At 45.2% G+C, this 13,013-nt stretch carries 10 protein-coding genes; 4 read left to right on the top strand and 6 right to left on the bottom strand.

Translation table 11 applies throughout. The annotated features are described in order from the left end of the window. Positions 1-10: 10 nt before the first annotated feature. From B5F83_RS03885 to B5F83_RS03870, 4 genes are all read left to right on the top strand, one after another. Positions 11-892, top strand: a complete 882-nt coding sequence (locus B5F83_RS03885) for an ABC transporter ATP-binding protein (RefSeq protein WP_087276308.1) — start codon at positions 11-13, stop codon at positions 890-892. Positions 893-921: 29 nt separating this feature from the next. Then, positions 922-1,593 (top strand): hypothetical protein, encoded by a 672-nt coding sequence (locus B5F83_RS03880; protein WP_087276311.1) that lies wholly within the window; start codon positions 922-924, stop codon positions 1,591-1,593. Positions 1,594-1,620: 27 nt separating this feature from the next. Beyond that, the gene (locus B5F83_RS03875) at positions 1,621-2,769 is read left to right on the top strand and encodes a DUF4857 domain-containing protein (RefSeq protein WP_087276314.1); all 1,149 of its coding nucleotides are present in this window, start codon (positions 1,621-1,623) and stop codon (positions 2,767-2,769) included. Between the two features lie 157 nt (positions 2,770-2,926). Next, positions 2,927-3,490: a hypothetical protein gene (locus B5F83_RS03870; protein WP_087276317.1), complete on the top strand. Its 564-nt coding sequence runs from the start codon at positions 2,927-2,929 to the stop codon at positions 3,488-3,490. A gap of 866 nt (positions 3,491-4,356) precedes the next feature. Here the strand turns inward: B5F83_RS03870 and B5F83_RS03865 are convergent. The 6 genes from B5F83_RS03865 to B5F83_RS03835 all read right to left on the bottom strand — a co-directional run bounded on the left by B5F83_RS03865 (position 4,357) and on the right by B5F83_RS03835 (position 13,002). Next, positions 4,357-4,689: a hypothetical protein gene (locus tag B5F83_RS03865; protein ID WP_087276320.1), complete on the bottom strand. Its 333-nt coding sequence runs from the start codon at positions 4,687-4,689 to the stop codon at positions 4,357-4,359. Between the two features lie 31 nt (positions 4,690-4,720). Continuing rightward, a complete protein-coding gene (locus tag B5F83_RS03860; protein ID WP_087276323.1) occupies positions 4,721-5,077 on the bottom strand; it encodes a hypothetical protein in 357 nt (118 codons plus the stop codon). 392 nt (positions 5,078-5,469) lie between these two features. Then, a complete protein-coding gene (locus B5F83_RS03850) occupies positions 5,470-6,174 on the bottom strand; it encodes a DUF5683 domain-containing protein (RefSeq protein ID WP_087325244.1) in 705 nt (234 codons plus the stop codon). 187 nt (positions 6,175-6,361) lie between these two features. Further along, entirely contained in the window at positions 6,362-6,961 is a 600-nt protein-coding gene (locus tag B5F83_RS03845) for a hypothetical protein (RefSeq protein ID WP_087276333.1), read from the bottom strand. A gap of 66 nt (positions 6,962-7,027) precedes the next feature. Next, entirely contained in the window at positions 7,028-9,205 is a 2,178-nt protein-coding gene (locus B5F83_RS03840; protein WP_087325242.1) for a carboxypeptidase regulatory-like domain-containing protein, read from the bottom strand. Positions 9,206-9,252: 47 nt separating this feature from the next. Then, positions 9,253-13,002: a carboxypeptidase regulatory-like domain-containing protein gene (locus B5F83_RS03835; RefSeq protein ID WP_087276339.1), complete on the bottom strand. Its 3,750-nt coding sequence runs from the start codon at positions 13,000-13,002 to the stop codon at positions 9,253-9,255. Between the last annotated feature and the right edge of the window lie 11 nt (positions 13,003-13,013).

Raw genomic sequence — 13,013 nt, 5'->3', positions numbered from 1 at the left:
ATTAATTAATATGGAAAATATCATCGAATGCAGGAATCTGTCACATTATTATGGGAAAAGGATGATTTATGAAAATCTTTCTTTTGACGTACCTAAAGGACACATTCTCGGACTGCTCGGCAAAAACGGGACCGGGAAAACCACTACCATAAACATATTGAGCGGATATCTGGAGCCGCGCGATGGAAAATGTATGATATTCGGAGAAGACATCAGGAAAATGAGGCCTGGCACAAAGGCGAGAATAGGCCTTCTCATAGAAGGGCACGTACAGTATGAATTCATGACAATCAAGGAAATAGAAAGATTTTACTCTGCCTTTTATCCAAAATGGAAAAAAGAGGCTTATTATGAATTGATAGGAAAACTGAAAGTAGCTCCGGGGCAGAGGATTTCGCGCATGTCCTGCGGACAGCGATCACAGGTCGCACTTGGACTCATACTCGCGCAAAACCCGGATCTTTTAGTGCTTGATGATTTTTCCCTCGGGCTCGACCCCGGATACAGAAGGCTTTTCGTCGACTATCTGCGTGAATATGCCAAAGCAGAAGGTAAGACGGTCTTCCTTACATCCCATATAATACAGGACATGGAAAGACTTGTGGATGACTGTATCATAATGGATTACGGAAAAATACTCATACAGTGCCCGACAAAAGAGATACTCGACAACTTCCGGCTCTACTCCTGCGAGACGGACAGAGTGCCGGAATCGGACATTCCGGGAATCTATCATCCGTATTCAATAAAAGGAAGGCTTGAATTCGGCTCATTTTTACGTAAAAACGAGGTTGCGGCACTTCTTGCCGGAAACAATATCCGTTTCGGACAACTATCCGACAAAAAGGCCACTCTGGAAGACGCCTTCATTTCCATGACAGGAAAATACTGATAATTAATAAGTCGAAAGAAAGACAAGATATGACAAAAGCATTGATATTCAAGGAGTGGATAAAGACAAGATGGTATCTGCTCGTTTGCCTTACGGTAATGATCGGTTTTGCCGCATACGCTGCAAGCGGGGCTTTTCGTGCAGTGGAGCTCCGTGGTGCCGGACATATCTGGGAAGTAATGGTTACAAGAGATGCAATATTCGTGGACATACTCAGATATGTTCCTTTGGCAGCCGGATTCGCCCTTGCCATAGTACAATTTGTTCCTGAAATGCAGAAAAAATGTCTGAAACTCACATTGCATCTTCCTTGCAGCATATTAAAAACGACGGCGGTAATGATTGCATACGGGCTTTGCTGCCTTACAATATGTTTCACGGTCATGTCTCTCATCGGCATACTCCCGCTTGGAAGGCTCTTTCCCCACGAAATGGTATCAAGAATATTCCTAAGCATGCTGCCATGGATTCTCGGAGGATACAGCGCATATATTTTCACTTCTTGGATTATAATCGAGCCATCATGGAAAATGCGGATAGCCTACATAGCTATCTCGGCGCTCGCACTCAGAATCTTTTTCCTTGCTCCGGGACCGGAAGCATACAACGTTTTCTTACCGTGGCTGAGCGCTGCCGTAATATTCTCGGCATCCCTTATATGGCTTTCTGTCTTACGGTTCAAGGCAGGCGTTCAGGATTGATTATAATTAATGATTTTTATAAGCACAATGAAAATTTTCGGTAAAATATTCCTTTGGCTGCTGGTTGCCATGTTGGCGGCATGGCAGATTCCCTGGCTCATAAGATATTTCGCGGCAGTTCCCTCTCATGTCCCTTTTACACTCTACAGCACTGTGATAGAAGATTTTGCAATGATACGCACAGAAGGGGATGAACTGGAGTTCATCGACAGGGCAGGTCACCGTTATACGGAAAAAGGGTTCGATTCGATACTGCCGTTGTTCTATGCACGGCAACTAAACTCAGAAGGCCGTTTTCCCGACAGTGTCTCCGGACGGGCAGTAAACATACACGAAGTGCTGGAACACAATTTTTTCTTCAACTCCCACCCTTCCGATATCAACTGTAAGAAAACAGGAATATATTTTCTTATGGAAAGCTGTTCCGGACGGGTCGATCTGGAAATGCCGGACGATGCGTTCCGCTTCATTTCCGGAAACGGCACAATCGGCGGGAAAGCATGGACAGACGGCATGGCACAGGATAACGGAGGAATAGAATTCATAGACATGAAAAAGAATGATGTACTCAGGGAAAAGAGTGAAATGTTTACTTCCGCCATGGCGGAAGCCGGTTTTTCCTTTCCGCCAAAATGCTTGTCGGGAAATCCCGGCACGCGCAAAGAATACGATGAGGGATACATAATTATTGATGCTGCCGACAAGTTATTTCATTTAAAAATGGTTAAGGGCAGGCCATATATCAGACTTATAGATTTACCGTCAGGAGTCGTTCCTGAACATGCTTTCATAACCGAATTCGGAGACAGGCGTACAATAGCTTTTTTTACCGACACATATGACAGGATGTACGCTGTATGCATGCCCGGCTATGTTACGGTCAGGATAGGGTACATACCTGAAAGCGGCATTGACAAAACCTGCCGTACTTCCGATACGGCCGGCTGCACATTCGACCCGACAGAAGAGAGCATTTATATCATAGGCAACCTCATAGACTGGACTGTCAGGATTAATTCAGAAACTTCGACACGGTATTATGCCATAAACGCCAATGATTTCAGCCTCATTTCGTTTATGGAATATCCATCAGAACCATCCTGGGCGGAAAGAGTCCCGGGAATACAATTCACTTCTTCCAAAGACAAATATGTAAAACCAAGGATAAGAAAATAAAATCATCGGGCACAAATCCTGTACGACAGACAGCCCTGTTTCCCCGTCGGACAGTTTTCAGAACCGTCATAAATTATTATATTCGCGGCAATTTAGAAGTTGTTTAAAATTTTCTCTCAGAAAATTTGAGACAGTTTCTTAAAAACCAAGAAGAATCATGGAAGAAAAAGAACTCGGATATTTGGATGATTTCGAGGCACGGCTCACCGATGGACTGCTCCGCCTCTGCACTTCTTTCGGGATGCTTGACGGCATGCTGCTCGAATCGGAAGACATAAATGCCAAATGGAAGGAATTCGCACCGGAATACATGGCGGATGCTGTCCCCAATATCAGGGAATTTCCGGAAGCCGCGATAGGATGGGCCGGCTACATAGGACTCGCAACGGCCAAATGGTGGGATGAAGACTGGGGAAAACACCATAACGAAGAATACAGCAGCCTTCTCGGACCGAGAGGCTTCGATGATATGGACGAGCACATCATGGAAAACATACTCGGCCTTGAGCGCGGTTCCGCCGATGCCGAAGTAATATCAAAGACCCTGCTGTGCTGCGCCCAGTCGGCCATAGACAGGATACGTCATGAAAACATTGAGGCCCAGAGCGTACTGGCCTTCCATGCATTCGCCCGCTCCGCAAGGGCCCTGTTCAGAATCGGCGCCGCCATCGAACTGAAACGCAAAGGATACAGATACCGGAAAGCCGTGATAGGACAATAGGCCGCCACAACGAAGAAATTGATTTGTTTGGATAATTTCAATTTTCTATTTTTTCCGGCAGAAAATTGGAAAGTGCCGGGAATTCATGCCCCTGTATCGGTTTATACGCCGGGAAAGTCACATCGGGAAAGTGAACCATTTTGCCGCGAATCTAAGGCACTTTCCCCGGCTATATTCCAGTACAATGGCCGCACAGGCTATCCTGTCTGTTTAACGCGCCAGGAAAGTGAACCAAATTTCCACGAATTTGCGGCACTTTCCCGGGCTACATTCCAATACAATGGCCACACATGCCACCCTCCTGGAATATTGCTCCTATCGCTATTCCTCATCCGCACTTTCGGGGAAAGCTTTCCATGTAATTTTGGAACAGTCGGCGCATGGCAATTTTTGAATACACTGATAATCAATTGATTAGTAAAACGAGTGCACATTTCGAAAGTTTTAAACGGCCGAAATGTGCACATAAATTTTCAACATATTGATATTCAACATATTACAAAATCGTCTACACCCGAACTTCCACTACATTCACTTAACCGGAAGAGGAACAAGCATGCCGCGAATTTGGTACACTCCCCCCCCGAACTGAAAAGACATTATTGACATCGATACCGCCTCCGGAACATTCGACCTTGTTGGTTTGCAGCAGCTAAAGCTCAAGCACTGCGCCGAGCTCGTTGGAGAGGCTCGCTCCGCACTTGACTTTTGCCTTTTCATCACCTCCAAATGTCCAAGTGACTAAAATTTGTGGCCGGCAACAGGAAAAAAACTGCTGTCGGCCACGACTTCCACCGCAGGTTTATCTCAGCAGACCTACGGAGGAAGTACAAATTAAGCGGTACTATACGATACTATAAACGCACTTAAAAATTGAAGAAATAAATATCGCCAGCTACATATTTGTAACCTCCTCTGGTTTTATCTTCATAATGATTTTTTTCTACCCTGTAAGTGCCGCCTTCGACAGTAAGTGTATTCTCGTCAGGATTATATTTTCCTTTCTCTCTGAGACTATTTTTAACAAGCATACCATTACTCATGCGCTTTATTTTCACTACAGAAACATCATAAGTACGTTCCGAAAACAAAACCGACTCTGATGTTTCGGAATTGGCACTGATAGTCGTTGATGCACTGATGACAGCCGACAGACATAAAACGGCCATCAAAACGAAAAAAGTCGTAAAACGTTTCATAACAATAAAATTTAAAGATTAATAACAAGTTTTATAATAAGCTGTTATAAGTCTCTCTGAATTCAGATTCGGAACTAAAAGCATACACCCTTTTCGTGTCAATATCCCAGATATAATAGTTATATCCTTTACTTTGAGTCAATTGCTCAGCTTCAGACTTGCTTTCAGCATTTCCGATATACCTTCCGGAAGATTTTTCAAGTGCCGCAGTTCTCGCACCTATCTGATATCCGAATGCAAAATCACGAATGGCTCCCATTACGTCATTATAATAAGACCCTCCGCCACCGTGCGATGACGTAGTCTGCCTGGAAGAACCGCTCGATAAGGCAAACAGAACAAAAGAAATAACAACTGCTAACTGAATAATATTCTTTTTCTCCAACATAACACAAATACAATTAAGGTAAAAACATATACACAGACATCCATGATGTCGAACGTTCCCGGAATAATTTTCATATATTGTAAAAATTCCAGTATAAAAGGGATACTTGCCGCGATACAGAATATGACTTTTGATGTTCTTCGGCCATTTGATATGAATAAAGTCTGCGATAACAAAAGAGCAAAATACCACAACATATCAGGCAAACAGAACATTATGAAATACATTAAATAATTTCCGTCATACCTTACATCAAGCGAAATCGCCTCCAAAAATCCGGAATCAATCCACGACAAAGCATATATAGGCTCCCTGAACAACACATATATTACAAGTCCTGCCAGAAGCGACAAAATAATAATCAATATCTTAAGCCACTGTCTCAATTTATCTCAAAACGTAAGGTTGAACGCCATGGCGATTGAACGGCCGTCGGGAGAGGTCGGATAAAAACTATAGGAATACCCGGATTGTCCGCCAGAGGATTTTCTCTCTTTCACTACAACGCGGCGGGCTCCGGGAGATGCTATGGCATCTATCAGGTTGTAAATATACAAAGCCCCCAAAGCACCTATGCAGATGTTCCGTGTAGTGGAAAACTGATCCACCCTCTTGGCATACAGCCTTTTCTGATCGGCATTATGCGTTTCGCCGATTTTCCGGACATAATCGGACTTTATGGTTTCGGTCGCAACTATTCCGCCGACAAGGGCAGCCGTACCTCCCAGAATCAGACCGCCTTTCAGGTAACTTCCTTTGTAAAACTGGCCCCATCCGGGAACTATGGCCGACCGCCACAAGCCACGCGCACCGTATTGAGTTGTAATTTCTATATTATCATAATCCGTATTGCCGTTTCCCGGTTCGGACATAGTACAAAGAAACCAAATACCGTCTTTTGAAACATACTCATCTATGATAGCAAGTTGTACCGCCACCGCGCTTCCCTCGGTTCTTACCGAATCCTGTATATTTTCAACCTGAACACTCTGCTTCTTCCCATTAACATAAGTATTGTGCAGATTGAATGTTTCGATAGTCGTACCGCTTATATTATATTCCCGTTCAATATAAGTTGAAGCAGCCGCAGGAAGCAATTTTCTTGCATTTTGCAAATTATGCCCGTCCAACCTGAAGGTTCGGAAAAGATATGAAGTGTTTGACGGTTTTGGAAGCTTCCGCAACCATTGGGGCTTCGGACCATCATCGGCAAACTGGGCTCTGGCTTCAATTTTCGATAAGACAACGAAAACCAAAGCCAGAACCAAGCAGATTTTAAACAGTTTATTCACCTTCTACTGTTCTTTTTACACTTTCATAATGTTCTCCGATACGCTCCGCATCATCAGTTGCATTCTCTATAGCTTCTTTGCGAAGTTCCTCAGCTTTAGCCTTGTTTATGTAACAATATGCGATACAACTGATTTTACCATTCGTTTCTTTGAACAACAGAAATGAAACCGAAAGTTTACCGTCAATGGCTCCCTCAAATTGACTTATCGCAGAATTTTCGATATCATCAATAGTGGCGCCATTCATTTTCCCCATTGTTTCAGCACCGACTCCTTTAAAATACGAAGTATTGAGCCTTACATATTCCTGAGCCGCATTCTGCTTTGCAAGATCGGCAGCTACCCGTGTATTACCGTCCACATCGGCAGACCGCCCTTGAACAAGTTCATTCTCGGCTTCGAGAGCATAATATTGAAGGAGATAGTATTCAATAGTATGTGCTCCTCCATCCGATTTCCAGCCTTCTTTCTCCAAGACTTTAGCTGCCCTTTTTGCTTCTTTCTTCTGTAATTTCGTCTGGGCATCCACAACAGGAGCGCTTAAAACGAATGCTGCAAAAACAGCCGCAACAATCACTAAAATTTTTTTCATGACAATAAATTTTTAAAAATTAAACATTTGGTTTGTTAGGTTATTATTTTTCTGAATCGATTTCTGTTAAAATGTCCGGATTTCAACGTCCTCACCGTAGATGTAACCGGATTCGGTGCGTACCCAGGCGCGTACATAATAAATCTGGTTGGCGTTCAGGTTGTTTACCGTGGTCGAAAACTGCCCCGTAGCGCCACGGCCGGAAACCGTTACCGAGTTGCCTGAAGTGGCGGTAGGATACCGTGTCGTGCCGTAAGCGAAGCCCCTCGACGTATATGCCGGCTCCCCGGCGGAAACCACGCGCCCGTTAAATGTGGCCGAGTATTGGAAATACAGCCCTCCGACCATGTCGACAGGCCCGACACCTGTAGCATCAAGAGTCTCAACCACAGGGAGTTCTATTGTCGTAAAACTTACAGTCTCCCCGTAAACGGGTTCTCCGTCCTGAATGGCAAACGCCCGCACATAGTAAATAGTACCTTCCTGCAAACCATCGACATCCATTGTTATGCGCCCCCTGTATCCGCCGTACTTGCTTTCCTTGCGGTCATTGATTGTAGGATTGTACGAATTCGTACTGTAGCAGAAACCATATTGGGTACATTTCGGGTCGCCTACTTCGTTTATCTCGCCGTTGAAAACCGCACTGTTGCTTTCTATGTCAGTCACGGCATAGGTCGTCACCCTCGTCGGAGTGAAAGCCGTGCTGAAATCCACCGTATTGCCGTAATAGGCGCTGCCGTTCTGTATGACATAAGCCCTTACATAATAACGGGTATCGTACTCCAGACCGGTAACTTCGAGGGAAAAATTGCCTTCCCCTCCACCAGACACGCTGCGCTTGTTGTCCGATATGTCCGGCTGTCCGTTTTCAGAATAACAGAAGCCCCGCTCCGTATAGGCCGGGATGCCCTCATCCGAAACATAACCGTTGAAAACGGCCTCGGAGGCGCCTATACCGGTAACGGCGGACGTAGTGACCGAAGGCGCCCCCGAAACAGTGTTGAAAGTCCGGGACTCGCCGTAAAATACATTTTCATTCTGGATAACATACGCGCGCACCGTATATGTCGCCTGCAATCCGAGACCGGAAACCTTGGTGGAAAACGAGCCTCCTCCGGCACCCGGGACCTTTATTACCTCATCGTCCAACGTAGGGGCCGCCGTTCCTGTCCTGTAGCAAAAACCTTTTTCGGTATAACCGGGAACGCCCGCGCTTAACACCGTAGCATTGAATGTCGCCTGTCCGGAAAGCACATCCACCCCCGCGACCTCGTCGGTACGTACCTCGGAATATTCCTGTATCGTCTGGAAAACCAGTTCATTTGAACTGTAAAACACCCCGTTGGCGTTCTTTGCGTATGCCCTTGCATAATAGGTACTGCCGGAAGCAAGGGACGAAGCCTCCCTTCCGAAATCGTCCCCCGCCTTGTAAGTTGTCCCGACAGTCAGTATTTCCGAGGCGGTTTCCAATGTCGGCATGGACTCACCGGAGCAGACGAAACCGAGTTCGTCATAACGCGGCACACCCTCGCTGATAAGCAGCCCCGACAGCTTCGCGCTGTTCATCATCACTTCCGATACGCCGCTCATATTCAGCACCACATCGTCCCTGTCCTCCCCGATGGCCGTGACCTTCAGGTCGGAACTTCCGTTGGAAGAACGCACCACTACCACGGTCTCGTTATACCCCGGAAGTAGCAGGCTGCGGTCGATGAACACTACTATGGTTTGAGTCTTCCCGTATGGCAGCACACCTTCCTCGTCCTTTATCTCGCGTATCCAGTCGCAATCATGCTCTATCATCCATTCCAAATCTTCATAGCCGCTATTGACTATGTTGAATGACAGCGAATTGACATCAGACCCGTCACCGAAGGCCAGAGAATCCCTGTCCACGGTAACCATGGCAGGAATACGGCTGATAAGGATATAGCCGTTTGCCTGTCCTCCGGCTGTCACCTCCAGAGTCTTGCTTGCCGGCGTGTACCCCTCTTTGGTCAGAGTCAGGGTATAACTCCCGGCCTTCAGGTCCGTAAACATATAATTGCCGTCACTGCCGGTCAGTGCAGACTCCCCTCCCGGCTCCAACGACACATTGACAGTCGGCACCGGCTCTCCGGTAGTTGCATCGGCCACCGTCCCGATGATGCTGCCCGTCAGTTCCTGCCCCAAATCGTCATTGCAAGAGCACAGACCGGCCAACATCAAAGTCACCAGAAATATCCACAATACTTTTTTCATAGCGTATATATCTTATTATATCTTACGTAGAAGGATGTTGCACGATTTTACAATTCAGGAGGCAAACTCAATGTTCGCACAGCACGTCCACTGAATTTGCTGTAGGCCTCAAGGCCATAACCTTCTGTGCCGTCAGAGAAATCAATGGACAAATGTTTCGAATAACTATCAGAAATTGACGATGACCAATAAACATGTCCGCTGCTTTCAGGATCTGTTATAAAACCGCCAATTTCATCCTTTCGTATATAGAGTATCCGCAGTTCACTTATTTCCGGCAATCTCCAGTCATTGTAGTTACCCAAATCGGATGCCTCACAGGATACTTCTATTGAATCGTATGTTCCAATCCCGGCATCCTGGCTCTGGACTGCTATACCAGCATTCTGAAGTATAATGATATCAGGGCTAATTGTTACTTGATTGCCGTAAGCAACTCCATCGTCATTAATAGCATAAGTCCTAATATAACAATTCTTAGAAACAGGCAGATCGAAAACATCAGTATTAAACAGACCATTGACATCTTCTTTAACAACAATCTTCACATCATTTATGGTTGGATTTCCGACGGAATTATATACAAATCCTTTTTCCGTACAATCAGCCTCATTAATATTTGTTATCATGCCAGACAATGTCGCTTTGCCATTAGACATATCCACATTTATGGCATCAAATGTTTTTAACTTGGGCAAAACAGGTAACAATTTAAACGACTCACAATTATCACTATAAACAATCTGACCATCATTAATAGCATAAACCCACACATAATATGGAGTATTCTGAAACAGTGATTGAACCTTGGCATTGAAATTTCCGATACCGGTACCACTGATTTGTACTCTATTCTCACATAACTCAGGACTTTCGCTGGAAGTCCCGTATACAAATCCTTTTTCTATATATGGCGGATTACCAACAGACTGCACGGAACCTCTCAGGACAGCAGTTCTATCTGTATAATCCATACCTATAACAGGCAATACAGATATCTCGGCTGGTATTATGGATATAATAAACGAAGTGTTGGTACTGCTGTAGGCAACTCCTCCTTCATTAATAGCGTATGACCTGACATAATACTTCTGATCTAAAACAAAACCTGAGACCTGTATACTGAAAAGACCACTGCCGGATCCCTCTACTGTGACTTTATTGTCGTATATTGTCGGATTCTCTTTCACTCCGTATACAAATCCTTTCTCACTATATGCCGGATTCCCGACATTGTCCACTGTTCCGTTGAATATTGCCGTTCTGTTCGCAATATTGATATTGCTTACTGTCTGGACTGAAACAGACGGCAATCCCGGTTCTGTAGTGAATATGACCTCGTTGCTGCTATAAGCAGTTCCGGCATTGCTTACCGCATAAGCACGTACATAATATTGAGCATTCATCTCCAGGCCTTTTGCCTCAGACCTGTAAGCCCCGAGTCCATCTCCTTCTGAGATTATCACATTATCATTCAACGTAGGATTAGATATCTGCCCAAACACAAATCCTCTTTCATAATACTCCGGACTTCCCACATTGGTAATCGTCCCGTTAAAAATTGCAGTCCCTTCTGATATGTTGATATTTGTCACATTCTGGACAGTCAATTCTGGCAGTGATGATTTAGTTGAAAGTTGCACGGATTCAGGACTATACACCACTTCTCCGTTACTTATGGCATAGGCTCTTACATAATAAGTCACATCTAACTGCAAATCCTCCACCACTGCACTATAAGGGCCTAAGCCACTACCTGGCACAGCTATTTTCGCATCTTCCAATGTGGGATTATTTGTCAAACTATATACAAAACCTTTCTCTGTGTAAGGAGGATTTCCTACATTAAGTACAGCACCGTTGAGTACAGCAGTTCTGGATGTCAGGTTAATACTGCCAACTGGCTGTACCGAAACCTCCGGTGCTACTGTCTCAATTATGAAAGATACCTGATTGTTGCTGTATATCACCAATGTACCAACCTTTGCATAAGCGCGGACATAATATTCCTTTGAAGATTCTACACCTGAAACCCGAGTGCTGAAATCACCTTTTCCAGTGCCGGCTACCGGCTGCACATTGTCACTGACCGTCGGATTAGGCATAAGACCATACACAAATCCTTTTTCAGTATACGGCGGATCTCCTATCTCTGATACGGTTCCATTCAGAACAGCCGACATCGTCGCCACACTGATATCAGTAACAGTCCCTGCAGTAAGAACCGGTAACACTGCGGACAACATAAATGAAACCTCCTCTGAGCTATATATCACCTTTCCATTTACTGTCTTAACATAAGACCGCACATAGTATATCACATCATCATTCAATTCATCCGCACTTGCACTAAAAGAGCCGATTCCTGTACCAGAAACTTTAATACACTTATCTGACATATCCGGATTTGGCAATGTCCCGTATACAAATCCTTTCTCTGCATATTCCGGATATCCTGCATTCTCAACAGTCCCATTGAAAACAGCCGTATGCTGAGCAACGCTGATACCGCTTACCTCCTGTACCGACACCACAGGATCTTCCCCTTCTGTATTGAAAACAACCTCCTTGTCACTGTAAAAGATACCCACCTCACTTTCAACATAAGCACGCACATAATAGACCTTATCAAATTCAAGATTCTTCACATCCGCACTATATGTCCCGGCCCCTGTCCCTGTTGCCACTAATACCTTATTATATATAGTAGGACTGCTGGTTGTATCGTAAACAAAGCCTCGACTTGTATATTCAGGATCTCCCACTGCCTCAACTGTTGCATTGAACGTGGCTGTCAATTCCCTTACGTTGACATTGCTTACATCCAGCACAGTAACCTTCGGATCTGTCCCCTGCACAGTAAATGACTCTTCGTTAGTGCTGTAGAAAGTGCCTAGGTCGCTCTTGGCGAAAGCGCGGACATAATAACGCTGGCCTAATTCAAGGTCTGATACTCTGGATGAAAACACCGAATCCACAGTAACAGGCGAAGTCAGCACTTCTATAGCCGTTGCCTCGGTAGGCTTTGAAGATGTTGAATACACGAATCCTCTGGCAGTGTATTTCGGCATACCTGAGTTTATTATCCTGCCGTAGAATGTCGCGGAATTTGAAGTAATATCCCCGACAGACAAAGTGTTAAGCACCACCTCTTCTCTTTTCGCACCTGTGGCAAGAACCGTCAGGTCGGAACTTCCGTTGGAGGAACGAACGACGACCACGGTTTCATTTTTCCCTTCCGAAAGCAGTTCCCTGTCGATGAATACCACAATGGACTGGGTTCTGCCGTATGCCAATACTCCGGACGAATCGCGGATTTCCTTTATCCAGTCGCAATCGTATTCTATTTTCCATTCCAGGTCTTCGTAACTGCTATTTACAATATTGAAAGACAGGGAATTCACATCGGACCCGTCACCGAAATCGAGGGTATCGCGGTCTACCGTAACTACCGAAGGGATGCGCTCAATCAGGAAGTCACCGTTGGCGGATTTGTCAGATTCGACGGATATGACCCGGCTGTCGGGATTGTACCCTTTTTTGCTGATTGAAACAGTATAATTTCCGGCCTCCAATTCCGAAAACAGATAATTGCCGTCGCTGCCGGTAACAGCGGATTTGCCTCCCGGCTCCAACGACACGCTGACAGTCGGTACAGGCTCTCCGGTAGTTGCATCGGCCACCGTACCGATGATGCTGCCAGTCAGTTCCTGCCCCAAATCGTCATTGCAGGAGCAGACCGTAAACCCGAAAACCGACAGCAACAAGGCTGCCTTGAATAATGAAATCTTCATCATATATACCTTTT

The organism is Muribaculum sp. An289, assembly GCF_002159555.1.
Taxonomy (GTDB): Bacteria; Bacteroidota; Bacteroidia; order Bacteroidales; family UBA932; genus Merdivivens; species Merdivivens faecigallinarum.
Note: the sequence above shows the minus strand (reverse complement) of the source record. Positions and strands in the feature narration are given on the sequence as shown.